Source organism: Sodalis sp. RH15, assembly GCF_047324255.1.
Lineage (GTDB): Bacteria > Pseudomonadota > Gammaproteobacteria > Enterobacterales > Enterobacteriaceae > Acerihabitans > Acerihabitans ligni.
Window position 1 is genome coordinate 975456 of sequence record NZ_CP178738.1, and the last position, 14001, is coordinate 989456.

Here is a 14001-nt window from a genome sequence, read left to right on the forward strand (position 1 = left end):
TTTGGGATGTAGAATAGACTTTGTCAATAGAAATAAGATTTTGACCGCCATGACAGAAGAGAGATTTCTATGAAACGTGTGGGCCTCGTTTTAAGCGGCTGTGGTGTGTATGACGGCAGCGAAATACATGAAACGGTACTGACGCTGCTGGCTCTCGAACGGGCGGGCGCCGAAGTAATATGTTTTGCGCCGGATAAGATGCAACCTATTGTGATTAATCATCTTTCCGGTGAAGAAATGACGGAGAAACGCAACATGCTGGTGGAGTCCGCGCGCCTGGCCAGGGGTAAAATCCACCCCCTTTCCGAGGCGGATGCGGATAAGCTCGATGCCCTGATTGTGCCCGGCGGTTTTGGTGCCGTACGCAACCTCAGCGATATTGCCTTAAGGGGAATCGAGGGAGAAGTCGATGCCGATTTACGACAGCTGACCCGTCAAATACATAAGCAAAATAAAGCAATTGGTTTTATTTGCATCGCCCCGGCGTTATTGCCGAAACTCATCGACACCCCCGAACCTCTGCGGTTGACCATCGGCACCGACAGCGATACGGCGGAGATGATCGATGATATGGGCGCGACCCATGTTATCTGCCCGGTGGACGATATCGTGCTGGATGCCGCAAACAAAGTGGTCACCACCCCGGGCTATATGCTGGCCACCTCCCTCGCCGATCTGGCTAAAGGTATCGATAAACTGGTATCCCGGGTATTGGCATTGTGCGAATGAGGTTTCGGTCCGGCGGAAAATCCGGACTATTTCGCCGAAGCGCGCGGTGGCTGCTGATTGGCTGCGGGGCCATTCTTGCCCTCTGGGTGGCCGCCATTCTGCTCTTCTCCTTTGTGCCGGTGCCTTTCTCGGCGGTAATGGCGGAGCGCCAGCTGGGGGCCTGGCTGCGCGGCGACGGCGGTTATGTGGCCCACTCCCGCTGGGTGGCGATGGATGACATCGCCCCGTCCATGGCGTTGGCGGTGATTGCGGCGGAAGATCAAAAATTCCCCTGGCACTGGGGATTTGACATTGAAGCCATACAGGCCGCCGCCGCCCACAATGAGCGCAGCCAACGCATCCGCGGCGCCTCCACCCTGTCGCAGCAAACGGCGAAAAATCTGCTGCTGTGGGACGGACGAAGCTACTTCAGAAAAGGGCTGGAGGCCGGTTTAACCCTGGCGATGGAAACGGTCTGGACCAAACGGCGTATTTTGACGGTCTATTTAAACGTTGCGGAATTCGGTCGCGGCACCTTTGGCGTCGAGGCCGCGTCGCAACGCTATTTTCATAAGCCCGCCGCACGCCTGACCCCATCGGAGGCAGCGCTGCTCGCGGCGGTATTACCCAATCCGCTGCATTTTCGCGCCGAAGCGCCCTCGCGCTATGTGCAGATGCGCCAGCAGTGGATATTGCGGCAGATGCGCCAAATGGGCGGGGAACAATTTTTGCGGGAAAACCATCTTCGTTAGCCGGCCCCGCCGCGGCGGCGGGGGGCATGATGTTATTTCAGAATGGTAAAGGCAGTAGTGACATGCTGTACGCCGCTGACCCGGCTGGCGATTTCCGCCGCCGACTGGGCCTCTTTATTGGTCACCAGCCCCAGTAAAAACACCTCGCCGTTTTCCGTCGTGACCTTCACGTTGGATGATTTCACCGAGTCGCTGGCCAGCAGCTGCGAACGGATTTTGGTGGTAATCCAGGTGTCCATGGAAGCACGTCCCATGCTTACCGGCTGGCCCTGGCGAATTTCGTTATACACCTCGGAGGCGCCATCGACGCCGATGGCGATTTGTTTGGCGCGGTTGGCCAGTTCGGTGGTGGGCGCCTGACCGGTTAACAAGACTTTGCCTTGATAGGCGGTTGCCACGATGCGGGCTTCTTTCTTGATCTGCTGATCTTTAGCCAAGGCGTTGCCCACGCGCGCTTCCAGCGTGCCGTCATCGACCTGGGTGCCTACGGTGCGCGGGTCGGTGGCGGATTTGGTCGCCACCGCGGCGCTGCCGACCACGACAGCACCGACGCATCCCTGAAGCAGCAGGGCGGTGAACAGCAGTACAAATGGGTAATGCACCTTCATTTGAGCTCCTTAATCGTCCTGGTGAGGAAACAATGAATTATCGATCAAATCACATAAACAATTCACCGTCAGCATGTGCATTTCCTGTATGCGCGCGCTGCGGTGGGAGGGAATTCGGATTTCAACGTCCTGGGGACCGAGCAATCCGGCCAGTTCGCCGCCGTCGTATCCCGTCAGGGCAATAATGGTCATATCCCGGGTCACCGCGGCTTCCACCGCTTTCACAATATCACGGCTGTTGCCGCGCGTGGAGATAGCCAGCAGAATATCGCCGGCCTGGCCGAGGGCGCGCACCTGCTTGGCATAGACTTCCTGTTGCAGGCGATCGTTGGCGATGGCGGTAAGCACCACGCTGTCCGCGTTCAGGGCGACCGCGGGCAGACTCGGCCGCTCGGTTTCGTAGCGATTGATCATGCTGGCGGCGAAATGCTGAGCGTTGGCGGCGGAGGTGCCGTTGCCGCAGCATAAAATCTTGTTGCCGTTGAGCAGCGCGTGCACCAGGGCGGTGGCGGCGCGTGAAATCGCGTCGGGCAAGGCCTCCGCCGCCGCGATTTGGGTTTGTATACTTTCGGTGAAACAGCCTTTTATTCTTTCCAGCACAGTCATTGAACCTAATAAGTAATGGAGGAAACGGTTATACCCGGCATACTTCAAGTTGCAGGTGCGTTGCCGCCTTCCCGCAGCTCGAATGATTTAGGGTATATTAACCCGATGCGCCGAAGGCGTTTTGCAGCCATTCTAGCCGGTTACCGGTAATTGCCAAAATATCGAAACGGCAAGCGGATGTGTCTAGGCTCCCGCCCTGGCGCGACAGCCAAACCGCTGCCGCGAGCAGTAAACGGCGCTGCTTGCGAGGAGTGACGCTCTCGGCGGCGTTGCCGAAAGCGTTATCGCGTCGATAGCGCACCTCGACAAACACCCAGGTGTGTTGATCTTTCATGATTAAATCGATCTCGCCGCCGCGCACCCGCATATTGGCGGCGATAAAACGCAATCCCGCGTTTTCAAGATGGCGGCGCGCCCGGTCTTCCGCCTGCGCGCCCGCCTGCTGTCGATTTACATAATCTGCGTGATTTGTCCCTGTTGATATTTCAGCCAAGATAACTTCCTGTTAATAACACAATCCGGCGTCGCCGTCAGCACGCCGGTGTCGCCTGAGACCTGGAAACCGGGAATTTGACGCATTTGTGAGAAATGGTTTACTAAAGTCCAGGCATCCATCCCCATGGCATACAAACGCACCAGGGAATAATCTTCCTTGAACTGGGCGCTGACTTGCTGCAGCAAGGCCGGGTTCGATCCCGCCAGCAGCGGGATATCGCTGAACTCCAGCCCTTCCATTTCCAGACGGTAATCCGGACCGGCATCGGCCTGGTAGCTGCGCGAGCTGGCGTACAGCCCCAACTGCGAGCGCGAACTGACGCGCATATCGATGGAGGGTTTGATTAACGCCAATTCAGACGGCGTTGCGATGATATAGACCGCATCCACCGGACCACCGGTGGCGGAAGGAGAGACGGCGGCATCGCTGGGCGGGGCCGGGATGGTCAGGCCGGCGATGGTGACCGCCTGCGGCTGGGCCGCCGCCGCCGGGGCGGTGGAGACCGGCTGGCCGGTAAGCTGGATGCCGCCGCTGTTGATGGCCTGTTTCAAATCACCCATAGAGCCGATGCGCTGCTCAAGCACCGTACCGCCGCCCGCCTTGCTCCAGGCGTCGGCGAAGGCCTTGACGATCCGATCTCCCAGCGAACCGGTGGGCACCAGCAGCAGGGGTTGTTGCCTGTGCTGCTGGAAAATATGGTTCGCCGCGTCCCGGGCCTCGTCTTCCGGAGATAACGAAAAATAACAGATATTCGGCCGGTTTTGCAGGTTTTCAGGTTGGTTAAGCGCCAGGATATTCAGGCTGTTCTGGCTGGTGTAAAGCTGTTCCACTTCGTTTTTCAGCAGCGGGCCGACGATGACGGTGGCGCCGTCCTGCTGTGCCTGGGCCAGTAATGCCGGCAGCGGCTGTGCGGAAGTATCGTAGATTTTTATCTGCGGGCCGGCGGCGGATCCCACGGGGGCAGTTGCCAAGGGCGGGTTCGCCGCGGCATCCGGCGCGGCCGTGGTGACGGCGCCCTGCGGTTGGGCCGCCGCGGTATCCGGCGTGGCCGCGGTGACGGCGCCCTGCGGTTGGGCCGCTGCGGCAACCTGCGCGCCATCGGCGGGGGATTGACCGCCGGCAGGGGCCGGCTGGGGGGCTCCCGCCGCGCCGTTCCTGGCCGCGTTAAAACCCTGCTGGATAGCGTCGGAGAACACCTGTGCCTGGCCGGTCATCGGTAAAAACAACGCTATTTGCCCAGTGGACGTGGGCTGGTAGTTCAGGACCTGGTTCAGCTGTGTCGGCAGGGTCTTGGCCGCCGGGTTTTGCGGGTAGCGGGTCTGCCAGTCCTTGATGCCGGCTTTCAGCAGTGACGGATCCTGCTTGTTGTCCTGATAAACATGCTGTAAATCCAGCCAGCCCTGCAGGACGTTTTCATTGGCGTTGATGACGAGGTTGGTCTGGGACTGCGCCGACATGGCCAGCAGCGTTTGCCAGGTCGCATCGATATTTTGCTGATGCGCCTGGTCCTTGAGCAAGGGTTCCTGGGCGATATAGGCGCGGATCACATCCAGGGACGGCTGCGACTGGCCCGCGGCGATTTGCACCTGATAATAGCGCGCCTGCTGATCGGGCGTCAGCTGGCTGCTGTCCATTTTTTGCGTGATGGCCGCGGCGTCCTGCGGACGCTTTTGCGCCACCGCCAGTTCGGCGGACAGCAGGAGTTGTTCATGTTGTTGGACATCGCTCAGCTGTTGGGGTAGCGTGCCGAGCTGCTGCTGCGCCTGATCGAGGCGGCCTTCGTTGATAAGTGCCCGTATGGCGAGTAATTGGTAGTCGGTCTTGCTATCATTGCCTGCCTGCTGCATTTGCTGCAAATAATAATCGGCGTTGGCGCCGGTTTTGATCTGGGCCGTGCCGGAAGGGGTTTGCGGCGCCTGGCCGGAACAGGCGGCCAGGATCAGTGCGACCAGCACGGCGGGTATAAAACGCCCTGTTTTAAAACTCATGACATATGAGGAAAGCATACTGTGTCCAGTGATGTTTTTTTCAAGATGCTCAATATTAAATCGGCAATCCGGATGAGACAATGAATCAACACCAACAAGCGGATATTTCCGCATCAACGCTTTATGTGGTACCGACTCCCATTGGTAATCTGGAAGACATCACCCAACGGGCGCTGTCGATACTTCAGCGTGTTGATTTGATTGCCGCAGAAGATACCCGTCATACCGGCTTATTGTTACAACATTTTGCCATAAATGCGCGCTTGTTCGCGTTACATGATCATAACGAACAGCAAAAAGCGGAAGTATTACTGGCGAAACTGCAAGAAGGACAGAGTATAGCGCTGGTTTCAGATGCAGGCACGCCGCTGATTAACGATCCGGGCTATCATTTGGTGCGCCGCTGCCGTGACGCCGGTATCCGCGTGGTGCCGTTGCCGGGGCCCTGCGCCGCCATTACCGCGCTGTCCGCCGCCGGACTGCCCTCCGATCGTTTTTGTTACGAAGGTTTTCTGCCGGCCAAACGCAAAGGCAGGCAGGACAACCTGCGGGCCCTGGAACACGAACCGCGCACCCTGATCTTTTACGAGTCCACCCACCGCTTGCTGGAGAGCCTGCAGGACATGGAGGCGGTATGGGGGCCGGAACGGTATGTGGTGCTGGCGCGGGAGCTGACCAAGACCTGGGAAAATATCCACGGCGCGCCGGTGGGAGAATTGCTGGCCTGGGTCCTGGAGGATGAAAACCGCTCACGGGGCGAAATGGTGCTGATTGTGGAAGGATTCCACCCGCAGGAAGATGCGTTGCCGCCGGAATCGCTGCGTACCCTGGCCCTGTTGCAAAAAGAGCTGCCGCTGAATAAAGCCGCCGCTCTGGCCGCCGAAATCCACGGCGTGAAAAAAAATGCGCTCTATCGTTATGCCTTAGATAAGCTTGGGGATGACAATTGAATGAAAAGCCCTTATACTCCGCGCCGGAGTTGACCAGACAGTCGCCGCGCAACCGGTTATTTTCGGAATACAGCTGTGAAGTACGGCTTTCGGAAAGAACAGTTGCGGGGAGGAAAGTCCGGGCTCCATAGGGCAGGGTGCCAGGTAACGCCTGGGGGGTGCAAACCCACGACAAGTGCAACAGAGAGCAAACCGCCGATGGCCCGCATGCGGGATCAGGTAAGGGTGAAAGGGTGCGGTAAGAGCGCACCGCGCGGCTGGCAACAGTCTGCGGCACGGTAAACTCCACCCGGAGCAAGGCCAAATAGGGGTTCACAAGGTACGGCCCGTACTGAACCCGGGTAGGCTGCTTGAGCCAGCGCGCGAGCGCTGGCCTAGATGAATGACTGTCCACGACAGAACCCGGCTTACCGGTCATCTCCGACATTGCGTTAACCCCGTGCCCGTCAATGGCATGGGGTTTTTTTTATCCCGCCAAATCAATCAGCAGCGCCCGCAGCGATGAATGGGCCCGTACCCTGATTTGCTGCTCATCATGAATAAACGCGCCGTCGCCGCAAGCCAGCGTGAGCAGATTCGTCTGGTGGTTGCCGATGTCCATGCCGCCGTGAATGGATTGCAAATAGGCCCGCGATCCTTTCGGCTTCAGGGTCAGGCTTTGGCCCGCCGCCAGCGCGATATGCCAGATCCACGCCTGCTGGCGTAAAACCACGCTGCCCTCCTCCCCATCGGGGGACGCCAGTAACGCCAGCGGACGTTCGGGCAGGGAAAAATGCTGGATCAACGGATTATCCCGCGCCGGACAGGCATCCAGCCAAAGCTGCATCCGGGTGAGGGGCGTGGCGCAAATATTGCGCTCGCTGTAACTGACGCCGGGCTGCGCCGCCAGCAGCAGGATATCACCCGCGCCGGCTTGAACATGGTTGCCTTCGCTGTCACGGTATTCCGCCCGGCCCTGCAAAATCAGGTTAAAAATATCCACTTGCGGGTAGGTGCGGGGCTGGAAAACGGCGCCGGGGCTCAAGACCTCCTGATTGAGAACCCGCAACGAGGCGTAACCCAGCATGTCGGGATCAAAGTAGTGCCCGAAAGAGAAGGTATAGCGGGCCTGTAGCCAGCCGTAATCCGCATGGCCGCACTGTTTGGCTGTTCTGTAAGTCATCATGGTGCATTCTGCTTATTTTGAGGTTTTGTAGGGTAAGGCTTGCCGCCCGCCGGCCCGTGGCGTTTGTGAAACGGTAACGCTAAAATCACTGTATAAATTGTAAGGGTCTGGACGGCGGAATGTTAGCAAGTTAATCTGGTCTCCATATTCAAAATTTCTGAATGAGACCCCGATGGCCAAAGAACGAGCACTAACGCTTGAAGCATTAAGGGTAATGGATGCTATTGATCGGCGCGGCAGCTTTGCCTCGGCGGCGGATGAGCTGGGCCGGGTGCCCTCGGCATTAAGCTATACCATGCAAAAACTTGAAGAAGAGTTGGATGTGGTCCTTTTCGATCGCTCAGGCCATCGCACCAAATTCACCAACGTCGGGAGAATGCTGCTGGAGCGCGGCAGAATACTGCTTGAGGCCGCGGACAAGCTCACCACCGACGCCGAAGCCCTGGCAAGGGGCTGGGAAACCCATATTACTCTGGTCACCGAGGCGTTGGTGCCCACCGAAAAGCTGTTTCCCCTGATTGAAAAACTGGCTCTCAAGGCCAATACCCAGGTTTCCCTTACCACCGAAGTGCTGGCGGGCGCCTGGGAACGCCTAGAGCAGGGGCGGGCGGATATCGTTATCGCTCCCGATATGCATTTTCGCGCGTCGTCGGAAATCAACAGCCGCAAACTCTATTCCGTATTGAATGTCTATGTCGCAAGTCCGGATCACCCGATTCACCAGGAACCGGAACCGTTATCCGAAGTGACCCGGGTCAAATACCGCGGCATCGCCATCGCCGATACCGCCCGGGAACGGCCGGTGCTGACCGTGCAACTGCTGGATAAGCAGCAGCGGCTAACGGTGAGTTCGATGCATGATAAACGGCAGGCGCTGCTGGCGGGTCTGGGCGTCGCCACCATGCCTTATCCGCTGGTGGCCGAGGATATCGCCGCCGGCCGTCTGCGCGTGGTCAGTCCGGAGTATAGCGTGGAGAGCGATATTATCATGGCCTGGCGCCGTGACAGCATGGGAGAAGCCAAATCCTGGTTCCTGCGGGAAATCCCCCGGTTGTTCGCCTGAGCCAATCAGTTATCCGCCGCCGGGCGGAAACGGTTATCGCGCCCATGGGGTTCGTTCAAATCCTGCTCCGGTCCGATGGAAATAATGCCGTACGGATTAATGGTGGCATGGCTGCGGTAATAGTGGTTGCGAATATGCTCAAAATTCACCGTATCGGCTATTCCCGGCATTTGGTAAATATCGCGCAAAAAGCCGGATAAATTCAGATAATCCTCAATCCTGCGGCGATCGCATTTGAAATGGGTGACATAAACCGGATCAAACCGGATAAGCGTGGTCCACAAACGCAAATCCGCCTCCGTCAGGCGATCGCCGGTCAGGTAGCGGTGTCGGCCCAAAAGCTCCTCAAGCCTGTCCAGCGCCGCGAACACGCCGGTTACCGCCTCGTCGTAAGCCCCCTGCGTGGTGGCGAAACCGGCCTTGTACACGCCGTTATTCACCTGGTCGTAAACCCAGCCGTTGATTTCGTCTATCCGTGAACGGAGTTCCTGCGGATAATAGTCGCCGGCGCGGGCGCCGACCGCATCAAACGCGCTGTTGAACATGCGGATAATATCCGCGGATTCATTGCTGACGATGGTCTGCCGCTCTTTATCCCACAATACCGGCACGGTGGCGCGTCCGCTATAGTCGGAATCCGCCTGGAGATAAAGCTGGTAGAGAAAATCCTTGTGGTAAAGCGGATCGCCGGTGGCGGCGGGAAAATCGGTGCCGAACGTCCAGCCGTTTTCCAGCATCAGCGGATGCACTACCGAAACCGGTATTATCTGATCCAATCCTTTCAGGTTCCGCATCAGCAGCGTACGGTGCGCCCAAGGACACGCCAGGGAAACGTACAGATGATAGCGATTGGCCGCCGCCTGATAGCCGTCGCCGCCCGAGGGGCCGGCTGCACCGTCGGCGGTGACCCAATTACGGAACTGCGAGGCCGAGCGTTCAAAACGGCCCCCGGTGGATTTGGTGTCGTACCATTTATCTTGCCATTGGCCTTCCACGAGCAGTCCCATGATGTATCCTTGGCTAAATCGGGTAATCAAATAGGCTATACGAGTTTGTTGACAAAGTGCCCGTCCCGCCTTTTTGACGCCGAGCACGTCTGTCAGCAGTCTGTCCCGCTTAATTATAAGCGGTTTACCATTTTTTGTTCAGAATGCGATCGATGCTGAAATATCCGGCGCCAAGCACCGCCAGCAGCAGGTAGCCGCCGGAAATCGACAGGTTCTTCATAAAGTTTATCTGATTGGCCGCCTGTGAAAAGTCGCTATGAAAGATAAACGCGGTCAATAGCACGAAGACCACTGTCACCAGCGCGACGGTACGGGTCAGGAAACCGAACAGTATCGCCAGGCCGCCGCCAAATTCCAGCAGGATGGTCAGGGGCAGCAGGAATCCCGGGACGCCCATGGACGCCATATACTGCTCCGTGCCGGCATAGCCGCCGCCCATTTTGCCGAAACCCGATACCACAAACAGTATCGGCATTAAAATACGCGCCACGAGAATGGCAGTATCATCTAATTTTTTCATTGTATTCCCACCCGATATTATAATGGCGGCATTCATAATGAACGCCGGTAACGCCAGGTTTTAAGCGGACTTATTCGGCTTAACATCCCTGATGTGCTTGATGGGGGGAATAGTATCCGGCGGGGGAGCAGGGCGATAGCAAGTAAAATTGTCTATTTCTATCAAATAAATTGAGTGAAACGTGGCGGCATAAAAAATTGCCTGACGGCAGTTTAGACTGCTGACAAATGTACCCGGAGTCAATAAGGCGGGACGGGCTGCTAGAAGAGTAAACCGTCCACGCCAGGGATGACGCGGATCGAGCCTACAGGGAGGTATTTAAGGCGTATTTACGATCCGGCAGCCTGTCCCGGCAGAACACTTTGTCAACAAACTCAACTGCCTGACGGCAGTTGAGCGATTAGCGTGATTGCAGGGTGGAGCGGATCAATTTGAGCGTGCCGAGGATACCCACCGCCCGTTTGGTCCAGCGTATGAACCGGCTGGGATGGCGGATATTGTAAAGGGCCAGCAGGCTTGAGCCGGCGATAAGATATTTACGCAGGTGAACCAGCCGGATCCAACTGCGGTCATAGCGGTAAGTGGCATACAACCACTCCCGCTTTTGTACCGAGAGGTCCAACCGTTGCTGATGGATACGCCGCAGAAGCTCGGCTTTGGTCTGTCGGGAATGGGGCATTATCTGGCCTCCCTTTCTCTTTTACGCTCCCGTTCCTCTTCCTGGATTTCATCCTGCACTTTTTCCAGAATATTGCGATCGGCCAGCAGCTCTTCCCGGCTGGAGCCCAGCAGCGTCGATTTACGCGCTTTGCTCAGGGTCCAAAACGCGCCGATGATCGCCAGCAGGAACAGCACACCGGTTGTGGTGGCGATGGCCGTCAGGCGGTATTGCGGATCAATGGCCCAAATCAATAACACCAACAGGCTCATGAGTCCGAATGCGGCCAGCAGCAGCGTAATCCCCGCCATCATCAACAGCTGGATTATATTGGCCTTTTCTTGCTCCAGTTCAACCACCGCCAGCCGCAGGCGGGTTTCAGCCATACCGACAAGAATGGTAATAATCCGCTGGCCGATGGCGAATACACCCTTACCCGGGCCTTGAGTCTGCGATTCAATCATAATCAGCGCCGCGTGAATAATGCGCCGAGGACAAAGCCCACCAGGGCACCCACGCCGATTCCCGCCCAGGGATTTTCATGGACATATTCATCAGCCTTGCCCGCCACGACCTTGGTCTGTTCGGCCAGGCGTTCGCCGCTGTCTCCAAGACGGTTGCGGGTTTCTTTCAGTGCGCTTTCGGCTTTGTTGCGTAAATTATCGAATTCCGCTTTAGATTTCTGAGAGGAGCCGCGCAGCACTTCTTCCAGCGTATCCGCCAATGATTTTAATTCAGCGCGTAAATGTTCAGAGGTAGTGTCTTTAGCCATTTTTTACTCCTTAGACGTTTACGAATAATGGCGGCCTGAAGGGACATAGTCCCTGAGCCTTCCTGGTCGGCAGATGAATGCTAACAATCAGCTTATCTACTGATATTTAATGTATGTTTAAAGCGTAGCCCTGGATTTAACAAACCGCAAAAACTTATAGCTTTTACGTGGGCTTAATTTTATGCCACGGCGCCGGGCGGCGGCGAAACGCGTCCGCCCGGCGCCGTGGCGAGGCCGGATCCACCCTCAGATAGCGGATATATCCCGATTGAAGCAGTAAAGCCACCGCCAGCGGGGATACTGACGGCTGTGGGATATCCTGTAGGTCTCCGGCAGCAAATCTTCCAGAGCGGTTTGCGCCGCCGAAGCCTGCTCCGGTGAATCCAGCAGGATAATGAGACTGTCTTTGGCAGGCGTAATGCTTTTGATCCTGATACCGCGCTCATCCAGTCGCTGGTAAATATAAAAACCGTCGGGCAGCGATCCGCGTTCGTTGGCAAGGGTTATTTGCAGCGCGGTTTCTTTTGTGAACAGGGCGGGCGCCAGCACCAGCACCAACAGCAGCGCCATCACCGCGGTCAGTCCCGACCGCCAGGAAATTTTTTCTTGAAGCCTCGTAAACATTACAGTCCTTTACCGATGTCGGGCGCGTTTTTCTTGCGCCACAATATCACCAGGGATCCCGCCAGACCGATAACCAGGAAGACCAAGGGCAGCAGCATCAAGCACAGCATCAATTCGTCTTCGTAGTACTGGAACAAGGCGGTTTTACCCAGGGCAAAACCTACCGTGGTCAGGAGGAATACCCATATCAGGGCGCTTATCCAATTAAAAAACTGGAAGCGGATATTGCTCAGCCCCGATAACCCGGCGATGGTGGGCAGCAGTGTCCGCACAAACGCCACGAACCGGCCGATAAGCAGCGCTGACAGGCCGTGGCGATGGAACATTAAATGGGCCCGTTCATGGTAGTGTCGCGGCAAATGGGATAACCAGCTTTGCACCAGCCGGGTATTGCCCAGCCACTTGCCTTGAATATAACTTATCCAGGATCCCAAACTGGCGGCGACGGTCAAGACCAGCAGCGTAAGGGGGAAGTTCATCGCCCCTTTCGATATCAGCACGCCCACCAGGATAAGCAGGCTGTCCCCGGGCAGAAATGCCGCCGGCAGCAGGCCGTTTTCCAAAAACAAAATGACAAACAGCATCAGATAGATGGTCCAAACCAGCGTTGGGTCGGAAAGTGTTTCAAAATCCTGTTGCCAAAGGGCATGAACCAGGTCTTTCAATATATCCATGCAGCATTCCTAACGTGTAACAGCATCAGATTGCTCCCCGGCGGCCAGAGCAGTTTTAATAGGTGTCCGGAACGGGGGCGGCGTAGCAGAATAAAGTCGCAGTAACGGTCTCACCCGTCGGCGGGGCAAGGAGCATGGCCAGTCCGGCAAGCGCAAAACCAGGTTGCGCATGGGACGGCATCTGAAATGCAGCAGGCGTGAATACGCTGCTGATGTGCTCAAAATTGTAAATAAAACGACTTCACTGTAACAAAATTAAACAGACTGAGACAGAGGAATATACGCGAGAATGCCAGAGACGGGAGGCTTTTTTTTGACAAAAAAGGTTAATTCAGGCCATTTTTACCTGACCTGACAGAAAGAGAACAATTATTGACTCGTTCCGCCTTCCCCGAGGGAAGCCGGAACAGCAAAATCGGCGGCGCTATTTTGTGCCGGTGGCGACGTTATCCAGATGAACCACTGGATTTTCGGTAAACATATACCGGTCTACGTTGAATTCGAAATCATCTGTGGTGGCATGAAACAGCATCTGCTTGGTGTTTTCCAGGTGTTGCCACATGGCCAGTTTGGCTGCGTAGGGATCCTTGCGGATTAACGCCTTGAGAATATGGTCGTGATCCTCGCACCAGCTTTCGATGGATTTATCATCGATATGTTCATGCAGCTTGCGCCAGTAAGGGTTATGCAGGCGCTGGCTCCACATTTGCTCGACGATGGTGGCCATGGCGGTATTCTGCGTCGCCAGCGCCACCTGGACATGGAATTTCAGGTCCCACTTCGAATCGCGGAACCGGTCTTCCTGCCGGGCGTTTTCCTGGATATCCATAAGCAGCACGATATCTTGCCGGGTCACCTGGGTGGCGGCAAATTCGGCGACATTGCTTTCAATCAGCTGGCGCGCCTGCAGCAGTTCGAAAGGCCCAGGGGTAGTGAACAACACTTCGCCGCTGGGGACCAGTAGATTTTTTTGCTGGTTTGACACGACATGAATGCCCGAGCCTTTACGTACTTCAACGTAACCTTCCACCTCGAGCATGATGATGGCTTCGCGCACTACGGTGCGGCTGACATTCATTTCTTCCGAGATAAAACGTTCCGCGGGCAGTTTTTCACCAACGCGATAGACACCGGACTCAATCCGCTTTTTCAGTTCAGCGGCCAGCTGTTGATATAATCGCCGGGTTTCTGTGAATTCCATAATGCGTGCTCTTAAAGGTAGGTAAACGTATCATCCGCTCGCGTACAGTCCGTCGCCATATTCACTATGGAACTGACGAGAAGCCATTATTTGTTATACCACTTAACCCTGTCAGCGCCTAGATGGCACTGTGTCCGTGATCGTACTTTTAACCGGTTTATTTTTCCGTTAAGGAAAAAAATCCCCGGCGGTGCTTTGGGCATTGGCCG

The 14001-nt window shown here is 56.4% G+C and carries 17 protein-coding genes and 1 other RNA gene; 5 read left to right on the top strand and 13 right to left on the bottom strand.

What is annotated here, in order from left to right; genetic code table 11:
• The first annotated feature begins 69 nt into the window (after positions 1 to 69).
• Together elbB and mtgA are read left to right on the top strand one after the other, a co-directional pair.
• Entirely contained in the window at positions 70 to 729 is a 660-nt protein-coding gene (elbB, locus tag ACL2XO_RS04525) for an isoprenoid biosynthesis glyoxalase ElbB (RefSeq protein WP_132923548.1), read from the top strand.
• On the top strand, positions 726 to 1460 hold the full coding sequence (gene mtgA, locus ACL2XO_RS04530; RefSeq protein ID WP_413726502.1) for a monofunctional biosynthetic peptidoglycan transglycosylase: 735 nt from the start codon (positions 726 to 728) through the stop codon (positions 1458 to 1460). Before elbB ends, mtgA begins: the two co-directional genes overlap by 4 nt.
• Before the next feature lie 32 nt (positions 1461 to 1492).
• Here the strand turns inward: mtgA and dolP are convergent, their stop codons facing one another.
• From dolP to ACL2XO_RS04550, 4 genes are all read right to left on the bottom strand, one after another.
• Positions 1493 to 2068, bottom strand: a complete 576-nt coding sequence (gene dolP, locus ACL2XO_RS04535) for a division/outer membrane stress-associated lipid-binding lipoprotein (protein WP_132923546.1) — start codon at positions 2066 to 2068, stop codon at positions 1493 to 1495.
• Between the two features lie 9 nt (positions 2069 to 2077).
• On the bottom strand, positions 2078 to 2668 hold the full coding sequence (gene diaA, locus ACL2XO_RS04540) for a DnaA initiator-associating protein DiaA (protein WP_132923545.1): 591 nt from the start codon (positions 2666 to 2668) through the stop codon (positions 2078 to 2080).
• A 103-nt stretch (positions 2669 to 2771) separates the two neighbouring features.
• The gene (locus ACL2XO_RS04545; RefSeq protein ID WP_132923544.1) at positions 2772 to 3167 is read right to left on the bottom strand and encodes a YraN family protein; all 396 of its coding nucleotides are present in this window, start codon (positions 3165 to 3167) and stop codon (positions 2772 to 2774) included.
• Positions 3125 to 5176, bottom strand: a complete 2052-nt coding sequence (locus ACL2XO_RS04550; protein ID WP_413742239.1) for a penicillin-binding protein activator — start codon at positions 5174 to 5176, stop codon at positions 3125 to 3127. The genes ACL2XO_RS04545 and ACL2XO_RS04550 overlap by 43 nt, the downstream gene beginning before the upstream one ends.
• 62 nt (positions 5177 to 5238) lie before the next feature.
• On the opposite strand from ACL2XO_RS04550, the gene rsmI reads away from it, so the two are divergent.
• Together rsmI and rnpB are read left to right on the top strand one after the other, a co-directional pair.
• Positions 5239 to 6108, top strand: coding sequence for a 16S rRNA (cytidine(1402)-2'-O)-methyltransferase (rsmI, locus tag ACL2XO_RS04555; protein ID WP_413726504.1), 870 nt, complete (start codon positions 5239 to 5241; stop codon positions 6106 to 6108).
• A 25-nt stretch (positions 6109 to 6133) separates the two neighbouring features.
• Positions 6134 to 6534, top strand: an RNA gene (gene rnpB, locus ACL2XO_RS04560) — RNase P RNA component class A.
• Positions 6535 to 6574: 40 nt separating this feature from the next.
• Here rnpB and ACL2XO_RS04565 read toward each other — a convergent pair.
• The gene (locus ACL2XO_RS04565; protein WP_413742240.1) at positions 6575 to 7273 is read right to left on the bottom strand and encodes a pirin family protein; all 699 of its coding nucleotides are present in this window, start codon (positions 7271 to 7273) and stop codon (positions 6575 to 6577) included.
• 172 nt (positions 7274 to 7445) lie between these two features.
• Between ACL2XO_RS04565 and ACL2XO_RS04570 the strand changes: the two genes are divergently transcribed.
• Complete coding sequence (locus ACL2XO_RS04570; protein WP_132923540.1) at positions 7446 to 8336, top strand: LysR family transcriptional regulator; 891 nt, start codon at positions 7446 to 7448, stop codon at positions 8334 to 8336.
• A 5-nt stretch (positions 8337 to 8341) separates the two neighbouring features.
• On the opposite strand, the gene ACL2XO_RS04575 is transcribed toward ACL2XO_RS04570, so the two are convergent.
• From ACL2XO_RS04575 to exuR, 8 genes are all read right to left on the bottom strand, one after another.
• A complete protein-coding gene (locus ACL2XO_RS04575) occupies positions 8342 to 9343 on the bottom strand; it encodes a glutathione S-transferase family protein (protein ID WP_413742241.1) in 1002 nt (333 codons plus the stop codon).
• A 124-nt stretch (positions 9344 to 9467) separates the two neighbouring features.
• On the bottom strand, positions 9468 to 9863 hold the full coding sequence (locus tag ACL2XO_RS04580; RefSeq protein ID WP_132923538.1) for a DoxX family protein: 396 nt from the start codon (positions 9861 to 9863) through the stop codon (positions 9468 to 9470).
• A gap of 400 nt (positions 9864 to 10263) precedes the next feature.
• Positions 10264 to 10542, bottom strand: a complete 279-nt coding sequence (locus tag ACL2XO_RS04585) for a YqjK-like family protein (protein WP_413726507.1) — start codon at positions 10540 to 10542, stop codon at positions 10264 to 10266.
• Complete coding sequence (locus ACL2XO_RS04590) at positions 10542 to 10985, bottom strand: phage holin family protein (protein ID WP_132923536.1); 444 nt, start codon at positions 10983 to 10985, stop codon at positions 10542 to 10544. The genes ACL2XO_RS04585 and ACL2XO_RS04590 overlap by 1 nt, the downstream gene beginning before the upstream one ends.
• A gap of 2 nt (positions 10986 to 10987) precedes the next feature.
• Positions 10988 to 11293: a DUF883 family protein gene (locus ACL2XO_RS04595; protein ID WP_132923535.1), complete on the bottom strand. Its 306-nt coding sequence runs from the start codon at positions 11291 to 11293 to the stop codon at positions 10988 to 10990.
• A 246-nt stretch (positions 11294 to 11539) separates the two neighbouring features.
• Positions 11540 to 11917 (bottom strand): EnvZ/OmpR regulon moderator MzrA, encoded by a 378-nt coding sequence (gene mzrA / locus ACL2XO_RS04600; protein WP_203522893.1) that lies wholly within the window; start codon positions 11915 to 11917, stop codon positions 11540 to 11542.
• Entirely contained in the window at positions 11917 to 12591 is a 675-nt protein-coding gene (locus ACL2XO_RS04605) for a DedA family protein (RefSeq protein ID WP_413742242.1), read from the bottom strand. The genes mzrA and ACL2XO_RS04605 overlap by 1 nt, the downstream gene beginning before the upstream one ends.
• A 424-nt stretch (positions 12592 to 13015) precedes the next feature.
• Positions 13016 to 13792: a transcriptional regulator ExuR gene (exuR, locus tag ACL2XO_RS04610; protein ID WP_132923532.1), complete on the bottom strand. Its 777-nt coding sequence runs from the start codon at positions 13790 to 13792 to the stop codon at positions 13016 to 13018.
• Positions 13793 to 14001: the final 209 nt, after the last annotated feature.

Excerpts from the sequence above, each read along its gene's own strand:
- ACL2XO_RS04565 (WP_413742240.1), bottom strand. The coding sequence starts at position 7,273 with ATGATGACTTACAGAACAGCCAAACAGTGCGGCCATGCGGATTACGGC.
- mtgA (WP_413726502.1), top strand. The coding sequence starts at position 726 with ATGAGGTTTCGGTCCGGCGGAAAATCCGGACTATTTCGCCGAAGCGCG.
- dolP (WP_132923546.1), bottom strand. The coding sequence starts at position 2,068 with ATGAAGGTGCATTACCCATTTGTACTGCTGTTCACCGCCCTGCTGCTT.
- ACL2XO_RS04575 (WP_413742241.1), bottom strand. The coding sequence starts at position 9,343 with ATGGGACTGCTCGTGGAAGGCCAATGGCAAGATAAATGGTACGACACC.
- ACL2XO_RS04570 (WP_132923540.1), top strand. The coding sequence starts at position 7,446 with ATGGCCAAAGAACGAGCACTAACGCTTGAAGCATTAAGGGTAATGGAT.
- elbB (WP_132923548.1), top strand. The coding sequence starts at position 70 with ATGAAACGTGTGGGCCTCGTTTTAAGCGGCTGTGGTGTGTATGACGGC.
- exuR (WP_132923532.1), bottom strand. The coding sequence starts at position 13,792 with ATGGAATTCACAGAAACCCGGCGATTATATCAACAGCTGGCCGCTGAA.
- rsmI (WP_413726504.1), top strand. The coding sequence starts at position 5,239 with ATGAATCAACACCAACAAGCGGATATTTCCGCATCAACGCTTTATGTG.
- ACL2XO_RS04605 (WP_413742242.1), bottom strand. The coding sequence starts at position 12,591 with ATGGATATATTGAAAGACCTGGTTCATGCCCTTTGGCAACAGGATTTT.
- ACL2XO_RS04595 (WP_132923535.1), bottom strand. The coding sequence starts at position 11,293 with ATGGCTAAAGACACTACCTCTGAACATTTACGCGCTGAATTAAAATCA.
- mzrA (WP_203522893.1), bottom strand. The coding sequence starts at position 11,917 with ATGTTTACGAGGCTTCAAGAAAAAATTTCCTGGCGGTCGGGACTGACC.
- ACL2XO_RS04550 (WP_413742239.1), bottom strand. The coding sequence starts at position 5,176 with ATGCTTTCCTCATATGTCATGAGTTTTAAAACAGGGCGTTTTATACCC.
- ACL2XO_RS04585 (WP_413726507.1), bottom strand. The coding sequence starts at position 10,542 with ATGCCCCATTCCCGACAGACCAAAGCCGAGCTTCTGCGGCGTATCCAT.
- ACL2XO_RS04580 (WP_132923538.1), bottom strand. The coding sequence starts at position 9,863 with ATGAAAAAATTAGATGATACTGCCATTCTCGTGGCGCGTATTTTAATG.
- ACL2XO_RS04590 (WP_132923536.1), bottom strand. The coding sequence starts at position 10,985 with ATGATTGAATCGCAGACTCAAGGCCCGGGTAAGGGTGTATTCGCCATC.